The sequence below is a fragment of the Mycobacterium montefiorense genome (assembly GCF_025823255.1).
In the GTDB taxonomy this organism is placed as follows: Bacteria; Actinomycetota; Actinomycetes; order Mycobacteriales; family Mycobacteriaceae; genus Mycobacterium; species Mycobacterium montefiorense.
Map to the genome: position 1 here is coordinate 197,944 of NZ_JACKVL010000003.1, position 17,115 is coordinate 215,058.

The 17,115-nt window shown below is 66.5% G+C and carries 18 protein-coding genes and 1 other RNA gene; 10 read left to right on the forward strand and 9 right to left on the reverse strand.

The window, feature by feature from the left end; genetic code table 11:
- Positions 1 to 948 carry a cobalamin biosynthesis protein gene (locus H7K34_RS01720; protein ID WP_264059180.1) on the forward strand — a complete coding sequence of 316 codons (948 nt, stop codon included), beginning with the start codon at positions 1 to 3 and terminating at the stop codon, positions 946 to 948.
- 30 nt (positions 949 to 978) lie between these two features.
- On the opposite strand, the gene H7K34_RS01725 is transcribed toward H7K34_RS01720, so the two are convergent.
- From H7K34_RS01725 to H7K34_RS01735, 3 genes are read right to left on the reverse strand one after another with little or no spacing between them, the layout of a single operon-like run.
- Positions 979 to 1,791 (reverse strand): SURF1 family cytochrome oxidase biogenesis protein, encoded by an 813-nt coding sequence (locus tag H7K34_RS01725; protein ID WP_264059251.1) that lies wholly within the window; start codon positions 1,789 to 1,791, stop codon positions 979 to 981.
- An 11-nt stretch (positions 1,792 to 1,802) separates the two neighbouring features.
- Positions 1,803 to 2,336, reverse strand: a complete 534-nt coding sequence (locus H7K34_RS01730) for a low molecular weight protein-tyrosine-phosphatase (RefSeq protein ID WP_108921442.1) — start codon at positions 2,334 to 2,336, stop codon at positions 1,803 to 1,805.
- Positions 2,293 to 2,913: an HAD-IA family hydrolase gene (locus H7K34_RS01735; RefSeq protein WP_272896372.1), complete on the reverse strand. Its 621-nt coding sequence runs from the start codon at positions 2,911 to 2,913 to the stop codon at positions 2,293 to 2,295. The genes H7K34_RS01730 and H7K34_RS01735 overlap by 44 nt, the downstream gene beginning before the upstream one ends.
- Before the next feature lie 274 nt (positions 2,914 to 3,187).
- Between H7K34_RS01735 and cobC the strand changes: the two genes are divergently transcribed.
- The 5 genes from cobC to H7K34_RS01760 are packed head-to-tail and all read left to right on the forward strand — an operon-like array spanning position 3,188 to position 7,859.
- Positions 3,188 to 4,255: an Rv2231c family pyridoxal phosphate-dependent protein CobC gene (gene cobC / locus H7K34_RS01740; RefSeq protein WP_264059188.1), complete on the forward strand. Its 1,068-nt coding sequence runs from the start codon at positions 3,188 to 3,190 to the stop codon at positions 4,253 to 4,255.
- A complete protein-coding gene (locus H7K34_RS01745; protein ID WP_264059190.1) occupies positions 4,252 to 5,400 on the forward strand; it encodes a Nif3-like dinuclear metal center hexameric protein in 1,149 nt (382 codons plus the stop codon). The genes cobC and H7K34_RS01745 overlap by 4 nt, the downstream gene beginning before the upstream one ends.
- Entirely contained in the window at positions 5,397 to 6,134 is a 738-nt protein-coding gene (locus tag H7K34_RS01750) for a zinc ribbon domain-containing protein (RefSeq protein ID WP_264059192.1), read from the forward strand. Before H7K34_RS01745 ends, H7K34_RS01750 begins: the two co-directional genes overlap by 4 nt.
- Positions 6,131 to 7,252: a bifunctional RNase H/acid phosphatase gene (locus H7K34_RS01755; protein ID WP_264059194.1), complete on the forward strand. Its 1,122-nt coding sequence runs from the start codon at positions 6,131 to 6,133 to the stop codon at positions 7,250 to 7,252. Before H7K34_RS01750 ends, H7K34_RS01755 begins: the two co-directional genes overlap by 4 nt.
- Positions 7,253 to 7,268: 16 nt before the next feature.
- Positions 7,269 to 7,859: a TetR-like C-terminal domain-containing protein gene (locus tag H7K34_RS01760; RefSeq protein WP_108921437.1), complete on the forward strand. Its 591-nt coding sequence runs from the start codon at positions 7,269 to 7,271 to the stop codon at positions 7,857 to 7,859.
- Between the two features lie 47 nt (positions 7,860 to 7,906).
- Here H7K34_RS01760 and H7K34_RS01765 read toward each other — a convergent pair whose 3' ends face one another.
- The gene (locus H7K34_RS01765) at positions 7,907 to 8,101 is read right to left on the reverse strand and encodes a ferredoxin (RefSeq protein WP_108921436.1); all 195 of its coding nucleotides are present in this window, start codon (positions 8,099 to 8,101) and stop codon (positions 7,907 to 7,909) included.
- The gene (locus tag H7K34_RS01770) at positions 8,098 to 9,270 is read right to left on the reverse strand and encodes a cytochrome P450 (protein ID WP_264059197.1); all 1,173 of its coding nucleotides are present in this window, start codon (positions 9,268 to 9,270) and stop codon (positions 8,098 to 8,100) included. The genes H7K34_RS01765 and H7K34_RS01770 overlap by 4 nt, the downstream gene beginning before the upstream one ends.
- A gap of 102 nt (positions 9,271 to 9,372) precedes the next feature.
- Here H7K34_RS01770 and rnpB point away from each other — a divergent pair.
- Positions 9,373 to 9,782, forward strand: an RNA gene (gene rnpB, locus H7K34_RS01775) — RNase P RNA component class A.
- A 12-nt stretch (positions 9,783 to 9,794) separates the two neighbouring features.
- Here rnpB and H7K34_RS01780 read toward each other — a convergent pair.
- Complete coding sequence (locus H7K34_RS01780; RefSeq protein WP_372510663.1) at positions 9,795 to 11,360, reverse strand: CYTH and CHAD domain-containing protein; 1,566 nt, start codon at positions 11,358 to 11,360, stop codon at positions 9,795 to 9,797.
- A gap of 166 nt (positions 11,361 to 11,526) precedes the next feature.
- The gene (locus H7K34_RS01785; protein ID WP_264059208.1) at positions 11,527 to 11,772 is read right to left on the reverse strand and encodes a hypothetical protein; all 246 of its coding nucleotides are present in this window, start codon (positions 11,770 to 11,772) and stop codon (positions 11,527 to 11,529) included.
- Between the two features lie 171 nt (positions 11,773 to 11,943).
- On the opposite strand from H7K34_RS01785, the gene H7K34_RS01790 reads away from it, so the two are divergent.
- Entirely contained in the window at positions 11,944 to 12,309 is a 366-nt protein-coding gene (locus H7K34_RS01790) for a heme-binding protein (RefSeq protein WP_108921432.1), read from the forward strand.
- A gap of 1 nt (position 12,310) precedes the next feature.
- Here H7K34_RS01790 and panB read toward each other — a convergent pair whose 3' ends face one another.
- On the reverse strand, positions 12,311 to 13,156 hold the full coding sequence (gene panB, locus H7K34_RS01795; RefSeq protein WP_108921613.1) for a 3-methyl-2-oxobutanoate hydroxymethyltransferase: 846 nt from the start codon (positions 13,154 to 13,156) through the stop codon (positions 12,311 to 12,313).
- A gap of 230 nt (positions 13,157 to 13,386) precedes the next feature.
- On the opposite strand from panB, the gene H7K34_RS01800 reads away from it, so the two are divergent.
- Together H7K34_RS01800 and H7K34_RS01805 are read left to right on the forward strand one after the other, a co-directional pair.
- Entirely contained in the window at positions 13,387 to 14,943 is a 1,557-nt protein-coding gene (locus H7K34_RS01800; RefSeq protein ID WP_264059216.1) for an alpha/beta hydrolase, read from the forward strand.
- 91 nt (positions 14,944 to 15,034) lie between these two features.
- Positions 15,035 to 16,588 carry an alpha/beta hydrolase gene (locus tag H7K34_RS01805; protein WP_372510664.1) on the forward strand — a complete coding sequence of 518 codons (1,554 nt, stop codon included), beginning with the start codon at positions 15,035 to 15,037 and terminating at the stop codon, positions 16,586 to 16,588.
- Between the two features lie 13 nt (positions 16,589 to 16,601).
- Here the strand turns inward: H7K34_RS01805 and H7K34_RS01810 are convergent, their stop codons facing one another.
- Positions 16,602 to 16,799, reverse strand: coding sequence for a hypothetical protein (locus H7K34_RS01810; RefSeq protein ID WP_108921430.1), 198 nt, complete (start codon positions 16,797 to 16,799; stop codon positions 16,602 to 16,604).
- Positions 16,800 to 17,115: the final 316 nt, after the last annotated feature.

The window sequence follows — 17,115 nt, forward strand, 5'->3', positions numbered from 1 at the left end:
GTGCTAGCGAGGCGGACCCGGATCGTCGGCGTGCTGGTCGGTTGCCTGACCGACCTCACGCTGAGCGACCCCAAACGCGGGCACCCCGTCGCGGTATTCGGCGAAGCCGCCGCCAAGCTGGAGCAATTCACCTACCGCGACGCCAAGATCGCCGGCGTGCTGCACGTGGGCCTGGCTGTCGGCACGGTGGGGCTACTCGGAACTGCTGTGCAGCAGGCCGCCACGCGCAGGAACCCGGTCTGGTCGATCGCCGCGACCGCCGCTGCCACCTGGGTCGCGCTGGGTGGAACGTCACTGGCGCGTACCGGTCTGGACATGGCGCAGCTGCTTGACCGCAACGACATCGCGGCCGCACGACGACTGCTGCCGTCGTTGTGTGGACGCGATCCGGCCCTGCTGGACGGCGGGGGGCTGACCCGGGCGGCGCTGGAATCCGTCGCCGAGAACACCTCCGACGCCCAGGTGGCGCCGCTGTTGTGGGCGACCGCGGGCGGGGTGCCCGCCGTGCTCGTCTACCGCGCCGTCAACACCCTGGACGCGATGATCGGCCACCGCTCGCCGCGTTACATTCGATTCGGTTGGGCCGCAGCACGATTGGACGACCTGGCCAACTACTTGGCCGCCCGGGTGACCGCGACGCTGGTGGTGTTATGCGCGCCGCTCGTCGGCGGATCGCCGGCAGGTGCGGTCGGTGCCTGGCGTCGCGACGCGATCCGTCATCCCAGTCCCAACGCCGGGGTTGTCGAGGCGGCCTTCGCCGGGGCGCTGGGCGTGCGGCTGGGCGGGCCCACCCAATACCACCACGAGCTGCAGATTCGGCCCACCCTCGGCGTCGGGCGAGAGCCCACCGCGGCCGATTTGCGCCGCGCGGTGGGGCTGTCGCGGATTGTGCAGCTGGCGGCCGCCTTGTCGCTCACCGCGTTATCGGTTGTGCATTGGCGGCGGTGATTGTGCGGCTAGGGCGCCTTCAGCGCACACTCACCGCCGGCGGCCGTAGCGGTCGGCGAGTTTCTCCTCGACGGTCATCGGGGCTTCGGTGGCCTTCGCTTGCTTTTCTTGGCGCCGGATCCGGATCTCGGAGTAGGCGAAATAGCCCAGCCCGATCGGCGCCAGGATGCCGAACGAAATCCACTGAATGCCGTAAGACAGGAACGGCCCCGCGTCGAGATGCGGCACACCGATCACGCCGAGCCCGCCGGGCTGGTCTTCGACCAGTTGCAGATAGGACCCGGCCAGGGGGATTTTGGTCAGCACCGACACCTGTTGGGTGCTGATCGAGTACACCTGTTGCACACCGTCTCTGGAGAACGGCTCCTTGTCCGCAAGCTCCGGCTCGGAGTCTCGCAGCCGTGCCGTGATGGTCACCGTGTCTTGCGGCGGGCGGGGGATCGGCGGGACGTGTGAGCCGGGCTCGGGACGCACGTAGCCACGGTCGACGAGCACGGTCGGCCCGTCGTCGACGACAAACGGGACCAGCACCTCGAAAGCCTGATCTCCCTCGACGACGCGCAGGCGGGCCAGCACCGCAACGTCGGGCAGGTAGTGCCCGGTTGCGGTAACCCGGCGCCACTGCGCGGCCGGCGCCGACGAATCCTGCTGCGGCAACAAGGTTTTCAACGAAACGGGCGCGGTATTGAGGGAGCTCTCGATCTGGTGGTTCTCCCGTGACGTGCGGGTGTTCTTTCCCAGCTGCCACGGCGCGAGCACCATGAAACACAGGTAGGTGAAGGCGATGACCACCAGGATCAACGCTATCCAGCCTGGTCGTAGCAGGAACGCCAGCCTTGCCAGGAAACGTGGCATCAACCGTGCCCGTTTTGCGCTAGTTGTTCGTCGACCCAGTCGTGCAGGCCCGGCAACGCGGCCTCGATGACGGTCAGAACCTCTTCGAAGTCGGCGTGGTTGCCGTAGTACGGATCCTCGACGTCGAGGGCATGGGCGCCCGAGCGGGGGTCGAACGAGCGCAGCATCCTGATCCGGTCGGTGTCGACACCGAGCTGCTGCAACATCCGAAGGTGGTTGCGGCCCAGGGCCACTACCAGGTCGGCGCCCAGGTGGTCGTCGTCTACCTGCGCGGCGCGGTGGTCGGTGGAATAGCCGTGGGCACGCAAAACCTTGGCCGCCCGTTGGTCGGCGCCGCTGCCGACATGCCAGTTGCCGGTGCCCGCACTGGTCACGCGTACCGCGTCGGCAAGCCCGCGTTGCCGCAGCTGGTCGGCGAACATTTTCTCAGCCATCGGAGAGCGGCAGATGTTGCCGCTGCAGACGAAGGTGACGTGCAAAGGATTCGACTCAGACACCCAGCGCCCTCCGCAGCTCGGAGATGGTCGCGGCATGTGTCACGCCGGTCGCGGCGAAGCCCTCGGCGAAATCGGCCTTGCCGTAGCCCCAGCCGACGACGACGGTGTCGATGCCGTGCGCGGCCGCGCCATCGACGTCGTGGCTGCGGTCGCCAACCATCAGCACGCGCTCGGGTAGCGGCTGCAGCTGAGAAAGTGCGTGGGCCAACACCTCCTCCTTGCTGCTGCGCGACCCGTCCGGGCATGCGCCGGCGATGACCTCGAAATACTGGTCGAGATCGAAGTGGGCGAGGATGCGACGGGCCGTCGGTTCCAGCTTGGAGGTGGCCACAGCCAGCCGCACCCCGGCAGCCCGCAGAGTCTCGATCCCGTCGAACAGGCTGTTGATCGCCCAGCCCCGGGCGCCGTACTCGGCTCGGAATGCCAGGAACGCCGCGTCGGCATCCTCGCCAAGGCCCATCGTCTGGAACGTTTCGTCCATCGGCGGGCCGACGATCCAGGCGGCCAGATCGCCCTCGGGCACCGGCGCACCGACGTGGCTCAGTGCATGCAGGAAGCTGGTCACGATCCCTTCCGCGGAATCGGTCAGGGTGCCGTCGAGATCGAAGATCACCAGCTGAGCCTGCGAGGCTGTGCCTGTCACCTCACCATTGTCGGTTACGGGGTGATGGCGCCGCAGCGGGCTGGCTTTCTTCAGGCAATGTCAACGGAATCTTGAGCGTCACACCGACGACGATTCTCAGCATGAATGGCCAGCCCGATGCGATGACCATCAGCTTTCAGCGGGCTCTGACGGTGCGCGACAACTCGCCGGCAAAATCGACAAGCAGCCGTAGTCGCCGCCTGCCCGATGATCCGCTGTTCGGCGGCGCACTAGTGTTTCTCGAATGGCGAGTCCGGACCCGAGCCCGCTGGTGACGGCGCGGTATCACGGTGATCAGGCCGCCGCGCCGGGAATGCTGGATTTCGCGGTCAACGTCCGTCATGCGCAGCCGCCGCAATGGCTGATCGAACAGCTGGCCGCGCGGTTGCCGGACCTGGCGCGCTACCCCAGCGTCGAAGACCTGCACCGGGCGCAAGGCGCGGTCGCGCAGCGGCACGGGCGGGATCGCGACGAGGTACTGCCGCTGGCCGGGGCCGCGGAGGGGTTCGCCTTGCTGCCCAGCCTGCGGCCTCGGCGAGCGGCGGTCATCGCGCCCTCGTTCACCGAGCCGGCCGTCGCGCTGAGCGCGGCCGGAGTGCCGGTGCATCACGTCGTCCTCGAGCCGCCCTTCGTCCTCGACGGCGCTTTGCAGGCTGGGATGGTCCCCGACGATGCCGACCTCGTGGTGGTGGGCAATCCGACCAACCCCACCTCGGTGCTGCACCGCCGCGAGCAGCTTCTCGCGTTGCGCCGGCCCGGGCGGATCCTGGTGGTCGACGAGGCTTTCGCCGATTCGGCTCCCGGCGAGCTGCAGTCGCTCGCCGCTGACTCGTTGCCTGACGTGTTGGTGCTACGCAGCCTGACCAAGACCTGGGCGCTAGCCGGTTTGCGGGTGGGCTACGCCCTTGGCGCGCCAGAGGTGTTGGCGCGGTTGACCGCTGCGCGCGCGCACTGGCCGGTGGGCACGCTGCAGTTGACGGCCATCGTCGCCTGCTCTGCCGCTGACGCGGTCGCCGACGCCCAAGCCGACGCGGTGCGGCTGGCTCAACTGCGCACCGAGATGGTGGCCGGTCTGATGTCGGTGGGCGCCGACGTGGCCGCCGGCCAGGCCCCGTTTGTGCTGTTCCGTTGCCCCGATGCCGTTCAGATACGAAAGAGTCTGCACGACAAAGGGATTGCGGTGCGCCGGTGTGACACCTTCGTCGGTCTGGACGAGCGGTATCTGCGGGCCGCGGTACGCCCGGAATGGCCGCTGCTGGTCCAAGCGATCTCGGAGTCCATGCCCGTCTCGAACAGCGGGAGGCAGCGGTGAGTGCACGGCTATCCGACGTGATCCAAGTGCTGGATGAGGCTTACCCGCCTCGGCTTGCCCAAGCGTGGGATTCGGTCGGACTGGTGTGCGGTGACCCCGACGACATGGTGGAGTCGGTCACGGTCGCCGTTGACGCCACACCGGCGGTCGTCGACGAAGTCCCCGAAGCGGGCTTACTGCTGGCTCATCACCCGCTGTTGCTGCGCGGGGTTGATACGGTTGCGGCCAGCACGCCCAAGGGCGCGCTTGTGCATCGGTTGATCCGAAATGGGCGTTCGCTGTTCACCGCGCACACCAATGCCGATTCGGCATCACCCGGCGTCTCCGACGCCCTGGCGCACGCCCTCGGCCTCACCGTCGAAGCGGTGCTCGAACCGCTGTCGGACACGGCCGATCTCGACAAGTGGGTCATCTACGTGCCGCGGAAAAACACAGAAGCGGTGCAGGCGGCCATGTTTGAGGCCGGCGCCGGCCAGATCGGCGACTACTCGCACTGCAGCTGGAGCGTCAGCGGTATCGGGCAGTTCCTGCCGCACGACGGGGCGACACCCGCGGTGGGCACCGTCGGCACCGTCGAGCGCGTGGACGAGGACCGGGTCGAGGTCATCGCACCCACGCGGGTCCGGGCAGCGGTGCTGGCGGCGATGCGCGCCGCACACCCGTATGAAGAGCCCGCGTTCGACGTCTTCGCTCTGGTGCCGTTGCCCGGCGACGCCGGGTTGGGCCGCATCGGCACGCTGTCCCAGCCCGAATCGTTGCGCACCTTCGTCTCGCGCGTTAGCGCCGCGTTGCCGCAGACATCCGCTGGCGTGCGGGCCTCCGGCGACCCCGACAGCGTGGTGTCGCGGGTCGCGGTCTGCGGGGGCGCGGGGGATTCGCTGCTGAGCCTTGCGGCCCGCGCCGATGTGCAGGTCTACCTGACAGCCGACCTGCGCCATCACCCCGCCGATGAGCATCGCCGGGCCTCGCAGGTTTCGCTGATCGACGTCGCGCACTGGGCCAGCGAATTCCCTTGGTGCGCACAAGCCGCCGAGGTGCTGCGGTCCCGCTTCGGCGAGGCGCTGCCGGTGCGGGTATCCACCATGCGCACCGACCCTTGGAACATGGGGCACCCAGGCCACCAGACATGTGGAGATCAATCATGAAAGCAGAAGTAGCACAGCAACTTTCGCTGTTAGAGTTGTCCGAGCTCGACGCCGAGCTGTCCCGGATCGCACACCGGGCGAATCGCTTGCCGCAGCGCGAGGCCATTGAGCGGATGCGTGCTGAACACGACGCCGCCAACGACCGGCTGGGCACGGTGGGAATCGCATTGGAGGACTTGGACGCGCAGGTGTCTCGGTACGAGTCGGAGATCGCGTCGGTGCGTCAGCGCGAAGACCGCGACCGGTCGTTGCTCACGTCGGGGGCAACCGATGCCAAGCAGTTGACGGATCTGCAGCACGAGCTGGAAACTCTGGTCCGCCGTCAGAGCAGCCTGGAAGATTCGCTGCTGGAAGTCATGGAACGCCGTGAGGAGTTGCAGGGCCAGCGGACCACCGAGCAGGGTGTCATCGAAACGCTGCAGTCCGACCTGGCCGGCGCGCAGCAGGCCCTCGACGCCGCTATGGCCGAAATCGATGAGACACGTGAGGACCACGCGTCGCGGCGTGACAAGTTGGTCGCGGCACTGGACCCCGTTCTATCTGCCCTTTACGAACGACAACGCGCCGGCGGAGGACCGGGTGCCGGGCCGCTGCTGGGGCACCGGTGCGGGGCCTGCCGGATCGAGATCGATCGGGGTGAACTGGCACGCATCTCGGTGGCCGCCGACGACGACGTGGTGCGTTGCCCGGAATGCGGGGCGATCTTGTTGCGCGTCAAGGGGCCCGCGCGGTGAAGGTAGTGATTGAAGCCGATGGCGGGTCTCGCGGTAATCCGGGGCCGGCCGGATACGGCGCGGTGGTGCACGCCGAGGACCGCGCGACGGTGCTGGCCGAAAGTAAGCAGGCCATCGGCCGGGCGACCAACAATGTCGCCGAATATCGTGGGCTGATAGCCGGTTTGGAAGACGCCGTGCGGCTGGGTGCCAGTGAAGCCGATGTCTACATGGACTCCAAGTTGGTGGTGGAGCAGATGTCCGGGCGGTGGAAAGTCAAGCATCCCGACCTCATTGAGTTACACGCTCAGGCCCGAAAGCTGGCGGCGCGGTTCGACTGGATCCGCTACACGTGGATGCCGCGTGCCCGCAACAAGCACGCCGATCGGCTGGCCAACGAGGCGATGGACGCCGCAGCCGAGGTCGCTGCCGACGATTCTGAGCCTGTGGTTGCCAAACCCGCGAAAGCCGAGGCCACCAAAAGCGCTGCGGCGCAGACCTCGTCGCCCGGCTGGACCGGTGCCCGCGGCGTCCCGACCAGGATGCTGTTGCTGCGCCATGGGCAAACTGCGCTGTCGGTGCAGCGCCGCTACTCCGGGCGCGGCAACCCGGAGCTCACGGACCTGGGACATCAGCAGGCGCAAGCCGCGGCGCGGTATCTGGCCGAGCGTGGCGGCATCGCCGCGGTGGTCGCCTCGCCACTGCAACGCGCCTACGACACCGCGACGGCGGCGGCCAAGGCACTGGGCCTGGACGTGACCGTGGACGACGACTTGATCGAGACCGATTTCGGTGGCTGGGAGGGGCTGACGTTCGCCGAGGCCGCCGAACGCGATCCCGAACTACATACGCGCTGGCTGCGCGATACCGCCACGGAGCCGCCGGGTGGCGAGAGTTTCGATGCCGCGCTCGAGCGGGTGTGCCGGGCGCGGGAACGGATCATCGCCAGCTATCAGGGCGCCACCGTGCTCGTCGTATCGCATGTCACGCCGATCAAGATGTTGTTACGACTCGCGTTGGATGCCGGGCCCGAAATCCTGTACCGAATGCATCTCGACCTGGCATCCTTGAGTATTGCTGAGTTCTATTCGGACGGGGCCTCTTCGGTGCGACTCGTGAATCAGACAGGCTATCTTTAGCCGCTAGGAGCCACAGATGCCGCCGGATCAACAACCCGACGAATCGCCGGACGCCGTTCCGGCGGATGTCCGGGCGCAGGTAATGCCCGCGGTGCTCGACGAGTTGGCCCGCTGGGGCGTCGAACGCTTCAGTGTCGAGGCCCTGGCCGAGCGCCACCACCTTGACGCCGGGATGATTTACCGCCACTGGGGCGATCGTCAACGGCTGATCGTCGACGCGGCGCTGGCCGACCTCGAGTCCTGGGATGTGGCAACAAACACCGGCTCGTTGCGCGGAGACCTGGAGGCATTGGCCCAGAATGTCACCGCACGCATCAACACCGAGATCGGCCGCACCTTCCTGCGCGCGCTGGTGATGGGGCACGGTGGGCGTCACGACGAAGAGACCCGAATGATGTTCTGGAGGGCACGCTTCGCCGTAGTCCGCAGGCTGATAGACCGTGCCAGGGACCGCGGGGAATTGCGGGACGGGGTAAGCACGTTGGCCGCCGTGCAGATTGTGTTGGCGCCGATCAACATTCGCGCGCTGTACTCGGATGCTCGCATCGACGACGACTACTCCGCGGCCATCGCCGACATGGCATGGCACGCGATCGCCCGCAAATAGGCGCCCAAATTCCGCCGTCGCCTTGGCGGGGCAGTCAGCTGAGCTATTCAGCGCGACAGCGTGATTGCCTGCTCCGGGCAGTTTCGCTGCCCGGCAACGGCCTCCGTTTCGAGCTCACCCGAGACGTCCTCGACGAGCACCACGGAGTGGCCGACTTCGTCGGCGTCGAACACGTCGGGCGCCAGGCTGTAGCAGCGTCCGTGGCCGGTGCACAGGTCGGCGTCGACCTCCACGTGAGTCATGAGGGCACTCCGAAGATCAGCGGCAGCGACTCCACCGATCTCAGCGCCGCGGTGTAGGTCAGCTCGGTGCCGGGCTTGATCTCGTAATCCGGTATACGCCGATGGAATTCGCGCAATGCGACGCGCAGCTCCATCCGGGCTAGATGCGACCCAAGGCAGCGGTGTGGCCCGCCGCCGAACGCGCGGTGCCGGTTCGGGCTGCGGTTGAAATCCACCACCTCGGGGTCGGGGAACTCGGCGGGGTCGGTGTTGGCCGCGCCGAGCAGCGGGCTGACCCGTTCGCCCTTGCTGATCGGGCAGCCGCCGACCTCGACGTCTTGCATGGCGATCCGAACCACTCCGGGAACCGGTGTCTCCCAGCGCAATAACTCTTCGATGGCATGCGGCAGGACGTCGGGCTCGGAGACGAGCTGATGACGGTGGTCGGGGTGTTGCGCCAGGTAGACGAAGAAGCAGTCGAGTGAGTCGGTGACGGTGTCCAGGCCTGCGATCAGGAACAGGAAACAGATGTCGAGCAGCTCGTCGCGCGACAATGGTTCTCCGGCAACCTCGGCCGCGATCATCGACGACAGTACGTCGTCACGTGGGCTGGCGATGTGGTCGTCGATGGCGCGGTCGAAGTACTCGTAAATCTGTTGGGCTACCGGTGCCGTGGATTCATGGCGCCGGTCATACCCGGAGTCGCCCTCGGGGCGGATCACGCCGTCCTTCCACAGCAGAAACTGGTCGAGGTCTGCCAATGGCAGGCCGAGCAACTGCAGGAAAACGGTGCATGGCAGCGGTACCGCGAATTCCTCGTGGAAGTCGCATTCGCCCCGGCCGGCGAAGCGGTCGATCATCTCGGTCACCAGCTCGGCGACCACTGGCTCGCGTCGGGCCATCTCGCGCGGAGTGAAGAGCGGATCGAGGATGCGGCGGTACTTCGCGTGCTCGGGCGGATCGATTTGCAGCGGAATCAGCGGTCGAACGTTGCCCAGATCGACCGCATCCATGTTCGACGAGAACAGTTCGGTGTGTTTGAGCGCCATCTCGATATCGGCCAGGCGGCTGAGCACGACGGCCTGTGGCGATCGGAACACCGGGGTCGACTCGCGCAGCGCCTTGTACATCGGCTGGGGCTCCGCGATGCCCCGCACCGCCTGGTCGACGTAAGCATCGGCTTCGGTCATCTCGACAGCGTGACACCAACATTGTTATTGGGCAATGGTCGAATAGGCCCCGGGGTGGTCGCTGGCCAGGAGATTGACCAGCGAGTACCGTGTTTGTGCGGACGAGTTGGCTGGGCGGCCGCGGCTCGTGCTCATGCGGCAACGAGTCGAGGAAAGTCCGGACTTCACAGAGCAGGGTGATTGCCAACAGCAATCCGAGGCGACTCGCGGGAAAGTGCCACAGAAAACAAACCGCCACCCTCGCGGTGGTAAGGGTGAAACGGTGCGGTAAGAGCGCACCAGCATCCCGGGTGACCGGGGTGGCTAGGCAAACCCCACCCGGAGCAAGGTCAAGAAGGCCGCACCGAAAGGTGTGGCCGCGCAGGCGATCGAGGGTTGCTCGCCCGAGCCTGCGGGTAGGCCGCTTGAGGCACCCGGCAACGGTGTGTCCAGATGGATGGTCGCCGCCGTGCCGCCGTTGCTTACGCCGCGGCGGTGGGGAACAGAATCCGGCTTACAGGCCAACTCGTCCGCCCCGCCGCGGTTCAGCGCGCTTTTTTCACCGACTTGTCGAGCTTGTGCAAGGCCGCGTCGAGCTGCTGACGGCAGCTCTCGGCCAGGTCGGACTCCTGCTGGTAGAGCAGACCGTAGGTGAAGGTGTCTTCACCCGCGGCATAGGCGGCGTCGGCCTGCACAGTGAGGTGGTCACGGCTGACCACGCTGTCTTGATGATCGCCGAGCAACGACTGGATGGCCTTTGCCTGCTTGGACACGTCGTCCGCGCCGGTCGCTGCCGCGGTATAACGAAGTCGCTTGGCGCGCTTGCGAATTACGTGCAGCGCCTCGTCGCGATCGTGCTCTTCGTCGTCCTGATCGTCCTCGTCGGCGGACGGCTCGACGTGATCCTGGAGGGCGGCCTGCTCAGCTTCGGCGGCCGCCTTTGCGGCTTTACGCACCTTTTTGTAGGCGGCGTCGATGGTGACCGGCGCCGGTTGTTCGCCAGACGCGGTGGCCGGGCTTTGGGCCACTATCGAATCGAGTGCGTCGAGCAGCCGGAAGTAGCGCTGTGTCCGCATCGCCATCAACGACCGGCGCAACCCTGCCTGATAGCGGCGTTTGGCGCCCTCGACCAGGCGTTCCCGTACCGGTCCACGCACCAACTCCGGCGACAGCCGGTCCAGCTCTTGCTCATAACGCTGCTCGAGCACCTCGGCGTCGCGTGCCACGCCCAAAACGCCGGCGAGCTCGCGCAGTTCGTCGAGCACCCAGGCGTGGGTGTCCTCAGACAGTCGCGAAGACGCTTGCGCGTCCTTCAGCAGGCTGCGGATCTTGCGGGTGGTGACCCGCATTTGGTGCACCGAGTCGTCGACGTCGGCGCGCACCGCGCGATCCCACACCACCAGCTCGTCGATCTGTTCGGCCACCGCGCGCTGCACCGGGTCGTCGGGTGGCCGGGTGCTGTTGGACGGCAAGGTCGTCCCGAGCACCCGCGCGAGCTTGGATGCGTGGCCGGCGGGTTCGCCGCCGGCATCCAGAAGCCGGTTACTCAACCGGTTCAGCAGCTCGGCGTCGGGCGCCCCAAGTGATTCGTCGAGCTCTAATTCCCACTCGCGCCACTCCTGCACGACGGGCTCCGAGTCGGGACTATCGGTGCCGGTGGCCGACCATGCGCGGACGTGGTCGTTGCTGAACTCCGCGAACGGTGCGCCCTGGACGCTGTACAGCACCTGACTTTCGCGTTGGGTGGTGATTCGGGCGACCGGTTTGAGCGGCCTGTCGCGAACGATCGCCAGCACCACGTCCAACAACTGACTGGGGACGGTGTCGTCGTCCGCGGACCCCAGGGGTGTGCGGATCTCGGTGCGGGCGTCGGGGCCGGCCGGCAATTTGAGATGCCAACCCGCGTCGTGGCCACCGGTGCGGCGCCGCAGTGTGATCTTGTTTCGTGCGAGGTCTTGTGTCTGGGTGTCGAAGTACATCGCGTCCAGCGATTGCGTCGGCAACTTCTCCACCCGGCCCACCGCTGCGATGCCTTCAAACGACGGTGAGACCGTGGATTCGAGGACGTCGAACTTGCGCTCCACCTCCAGGTGGCGCGAGGGTTCTGGCATTTTTATTCGGCTCCGTAGGGGGTTCATCGCCGCGGTATTTGCCGGTCACGAGGGCTCGTAAAGGGTTATCCATAGGGTGCCACACCGCGGTTGAACGGCAGGTAGCGAACCTCTGCGCGGCGTGTCCGTCGGCCGCCTGGGAGAACGGATTTGGCTGACCGGGTGATTACGGGGGAGGGGGCGGCGGCGGTGGAGGGTCTTCCGGCATCGGCGCGTAATCCGCCGGCGGCGGGACGTAGCGCTGGATCGCGTCGGCGACATTGGCGCAACCACTGACTGACACACGTCGGCCCGCGCCGACGCACACGCTGGCCTCGGCCTGCCCGGCAGATCCCGTCGCGGCCACGATTCCGGCAATCGGGGTTATCGCCAGCACTGCCAGCAGTGCTCCGATCCAGCGGCGCCAATTCATCTCGCAACTCCTGTGCGCTGGGCGGATAGAGAAGTGGAGTATATCGACCCCGGTACCTGCCGGGGCGGGCTTTTGCCCCTTTGCCACATGAGTGGATTTGTTGCATGGGCCGCGCCAAAACCGCTTATGGTTTGCGTGCGGGTTTTCGAATACCTGATGGAGGAGTGACCGATGGTGTTTTTCGCAATCGCTACTTCGCGCGCAGTTGTCGGCGGAATTGCGGCCGGCGCGATCAGCGCCGCAATGCTGTTCACCGCCGTCGGCTCAGCCGCAGCGGACCCCGAACCGGCGCCGCCACCGAACTGCACGGCAGCCGATCTCGCTCAGGTGTCCTCTGGCGTCGCCGCGGCGACGTCGGTGTATTTGTTCAGCCATCCGGACGTCAACGACTACTTCACCAGCTTGAAAGGACAGCCGCGCAGCGAGATTGGCGATCAGCTCAAGCAGTACATGGATGCCAACCCGCAGGCGCACGCCGACCTCGAAGGGATTCGCCAGCCGCTGACCGATTTCAAGAATCGGTGCCAAATGCAGTAACTCAGAAGCAGTGTTCGTCGGCGGGGAAAACGCCGCCGGCCACTTCTTCCGCGTATTGGGCAGCGGCCCGGCGTAATTCGTCGCCGACGTTCGCGAATCGCTTGACGAATCGCGCCGCCTTGCCACTGCTCATCCCGGCCATGTCCTGCCAGACCAAGACCTGCGCGTCGCAGTCCGGGCCGGCACCGATTCCGACGGTCGGGATGGTCAGCTTGCCGGTGATCTGGGTGGCCAATTCGGCGGGCACCATTTCCATGACGACGGAGAACGCGCCGGCTTCGGCGACGGCGATCGCGTCGTGCACGGTCTGCTCGGCGGCGTCGCCGCGGCCCTGCACCCTGAAGCCGCCCAGGCTGTTGACACTTTGTGGCGTGAAGCCGATGTGTGCCATCACCGGGATGCCGGCTGCGCTCAGGCAGGCGATCTGCTCGGCCACCCGCTCACCGCCCTCGAGCTTGATGGCGTGCGCGCCACCTTCCTTCATGAACCGGGTGGCGGCGGCCAGCGCGGCGGCGGGTCCGGCCTCGTAGCTGCCGAACGGCAGGTCCGCGACGACCAGGGCGTGCGGAGCGCCGCGGACAACGCCGCGGACCAGCGGGATCAGCTCGTCGATGGAGACTGGCACCGTGGTGTCGTAGCCGTACACGACGTTCGCGGCCGAATCGCCGACCAGCAACACCGGGATACCGGCCTCGTCGAAGACGCGGGCAGTCGAATAGTCGTAGGCCGTGAGCATGGCCCACTTGTGGCCTTCGGCCTTCATCTTTTGTAGGTGGTGGGTGCGGATCTTGGTCCTGGGCGCCGAGGGCGCCGCCGCGTTTGCACCGTAAACGTTCTGCTCAGACATCATTGTCCCTCAAGGTGGTCGGGTCGATCCTCGTGGCCATTCAGGTCCCCGGGTTCGTCTGACTTCCGCTATTTTGCCATCTCTGCTATGCGTTTGCACCGTCGCGGCAGTGTGAGACGCGCCATTCGATTTCGCGCGCGGCGCGGAAGAACTACTGGTAGCGACCCGGCAGCAGGTCGGCGGTGGCCGCTCACGCAAGTCTCAGGTTGTCTCTGGCAGCATGTGTTGGCATGGGTCTGACTCGCCGCGACAAGTTCGCGCGCATGCTTGTTGTCTCGACAGCGATCGCTGCCGTGGCGCTGCTTCTGGGGGGCTGCGTGCGCGTTGTCGTCGGACACCCGCTGATGGCGGGGCCCAAATTGGGGCAGCCGGTGGAGTGGACACCGTGCCGGGTGGCCAGCGGGTCGGTGAAGCTTCCGGGCGGCGCCATGTGCGGCAAGCTCGCCGTGCCCGTCGACTACGACAATCCGGGCGGCGACGTCGCGACGCTGGCGATGATTCGTTTCCCCGCGACGGGAGACAAGCTCGGCTCGCTGGTGATCAACCCCGGCGGGCCCGGCGAATCCGGTATCGAAGCCGCCCTGGGCGTCGTGCAGACGCTGCCCAAGCGGGTCCGCGAGCGGTTCGACTTGGTCGGCTTCGACCCACGCGGTGTGGCGTCGTCGCGGCCGGCGATCTGGTGTAACTCCGACGCCGACAACGACCGGCTGCGCACCGAGCCGAACGTCGACTACAGCCCGGCCGGTGTTGCCCACATGGAGGACGAGACCAAGCAGTTCATCGGCCGCTGCACGGACAAGATGGGCAAGGACTTTCTGGCCAACGTCGGGACGGTTAGTGTCGCCAAGGATCTGGACACCATTCGCGCGGCCCTCGGCGACGACAAGCTGACCTACCTGGGCTACTCATATGGCACCCGGATCGGCGCGGCCTACGCCGAGGCGTTCCCACACAACGTGCGGGCGATGATCCTTGACGGCGCGGTTGACCCCAACGCCGATCCGATCGAGGCTGACCTGCGTCAGGCCAAGGGATTTCAGGACGCGTTCAACGACTACGCCGCCGACTGCGCCAAGCAGTCGAGCTGTCCGCTGGGCACCGATCCGTCCAAAGCCGTCGACGTCTACCACAGCCTGATCGACCCGATGGTCGACCCGAACAACCAATTGGTCGGCAGGCCGGTGCCCACCAGGGACCCGCGCGGGCTGGGCTACAGCGACGCGATCATCGGCACGATCATGGCGCTGTACTCGCCGACGCTGTGGCATCACCTCACCGACGGCCTCAGTGAACTGGTCAACCACCATGGCGACACCCTGCTCGCCCTGGCCGACATGTATATGCGCCGCGACCCGCACGGCCACTACACCAACGCCACCGACGCGCGGGTTGCGATCAACTGCGTTGACCAGCCGCCAATTACCGAGCGCGCCAAAGTGATTGACGAAGACCGCCGCTCCCGCGAGATCGCCCCGTTCATGAGCTACGGGAAGTTCACCGATGACGCGCCGCTGGGCACCTGCGCGTTCTGGCCGGTGCCGCCCACCAGCAAGCCGCATGCCGTCTCGGCGCCCGGCCTGGCCCCGACCGTCGTGGTGTCGACCACGCATGACCCGGCGACGCCGTACAAGGCCGGGGTGGATCTAGCGAACCAGCTGCGCGGTTCGCTGCTGACCTTCGACGGCACCCAGCACACTGTCGTCTTCCAGGGCGACAGCTGTGTCGACGACTACGTCACGGCATATCTGATCGGCGGCACCACGCCGCCGAGCGGCGCCAAATGCTAGCTGCCGCCGCGCGCTGATGCGCCGGGCCCGAGATCAAGGCGTGACCGATTCGCGCCGTGCCAGGTATTCGAAGCTGCCACGATTGACATCCATGTCGCGTCTGAGATCGTTGAGCTCGGCGCTGCTGTCGTTAGGCCTGTTGCTCGCAGTGCAACCGGTGCTGCCAAAGGCCGGTGCAACTCCGGAACCCGGCGCCGGTCAGACCCCGAACCCGGCGCCGCCGGCCGCGGCGTCGACGCTGAACTGGGGCAGCTGCAACCAAATTCTCACCGACAGCAGCGACGTCCCCACCGCACAGTGCACCACCGTGTCGGTCCCGATTGACTACAACGATCCCACTGGGGCACAAGCGAAGTTGGCGGTCATCCGGGTGCCGGCCACGGGCCATCGGATCGGGTCGCTGTTGATCAACCCGGGCGGTCCCGGCGGGTCGGCCGTCGACATGGTGGCCGGGATAGCCCCGGACCTGCAGAACACCGACATCGCCCGTGGCTTCGACCTAGTCGGCTTCGACCCGCGGGGCGTGGGCCACTCCACCCCGTCGCTGCGCTGTCGCACCGATGCCGAGTTCGACGCGTACCGAACCGAACCGATGGTCGACTACAGCCCGGCGGGTGTGGCGCACATCGAGCAGATCAACCGGCAATTGGCCGCCGAATGCGTGAACAAGATGGGCAAGGGGTTCTTGGCCAACGCCGGCACCGCGTCCGTTGCGCGCGATATGGACATGGTGCGTCAGGCGCTGGGTGACGATCAGCTCAACTACCTCGGCTACAGCTATGGCACCGAGCTGGGCACCACCTACCTGGAACACTTCGCCGATCACGTCCGGACGATGGTGCTCGACGGCGCGATCGACCCGACCATCGACCCGGTCCAGGAAAACATCAGCCAGACGGCAGGATTTCAAACAGCTTTCAACGATTACGCCACGGATTGTGCCCACTCGCCGGCCTGCCCGTTGGGCACTGACCCGGCCCAGTTCGTCAACCGCTACCACGCGCTGATCGACCCGCTCGTCGCAAAGCCGGGGCGCACGTCGGATCCGCGCGGTCTGAGTTACGCCGACGCCACCACCGGCACCATCAACGCGCTTTACACGCCGCAGCACTGGAAGTATCTGACGAGCGGTCTGCTCGGGTTGCAGCGCGGCACCGACGCGGGCGACCTGCTGCTGCTCGCGGACAACTACCAAGGCCGCGACAAGCAAGGGCACTACGACAACGATCAGGACGCGTTCAACGCCATCCGCTGCGTCGATGCGCCGGCGCCGACGGATCCGGCGGTCTGGGTGGCTGCCGATCAACAGATCCGTGCGGCCGCGCCGTTCTTGAGCTACGGGCAGTTCACCGGCAACGCCCCTCGCGATCTGTGCGCACTGTGGCCGGTACCGGCGACGTCTGCTCCGCACACCACGCCGCCGGAGGCGCTCGGCAAGGTCGTCGTGGTGTCTACGACGCACGATCCTGCGACGCCGTATCAGGCAGGGGTCAGCCTGGCTCGTCAGCTAGGTGCCCCACTGATCACGTTCGACGGAACCCAGCACACCGCGGTGTTCGGCGGCAACGAGTGCGTCGATAACGCGGTAATTCACTACTTCGTCACCGGGGCGGTGCCGCCGGCGTCGCTGCATTGCCAGCCTTGATCCACGCGATGAGTCACCGGGTGAACGCATCGTGCAGACCCTGATTGATCCGGTCTTCGCTGGTCTGGCCGGGGACCGGGGGCGGCGTCTGGCAGGTGCAGCCGAGGTCGTTGAACGCGGGGTCCGCGACGACGGGAGCGGCCTGACCGGTCGCTTGTCCCATCACGACACCGATACCAATAGCTCCAACGGCTAGAAGTTTGGTGATCATTTGGTCCTACCTCCTGCGCATCCGACGTGCTTGTGTAACTACTTTAGCAGGTTACATATTTCGAACCGAGAACGGTAACCGCACATGTCGGTTACAGGGTTGGCGGCGCGAGAGGTAACCCGGTGTTGCTCACTGCGCCCGACGGTAGGGATTCGTCGCTGAATCAGCGCTGAGAAATCATCGGAATTCGGCCTGTCGGGGTCGGGGTCGATCGTGACATCGTGCATGAGTCCTCGCATCAGGGTGATGCCGCGACCGCGATGTGGGTTGGCCTCGGGCTGCGGAGGTATCCAGGAGCCGCTGTCGGTGATGGTCA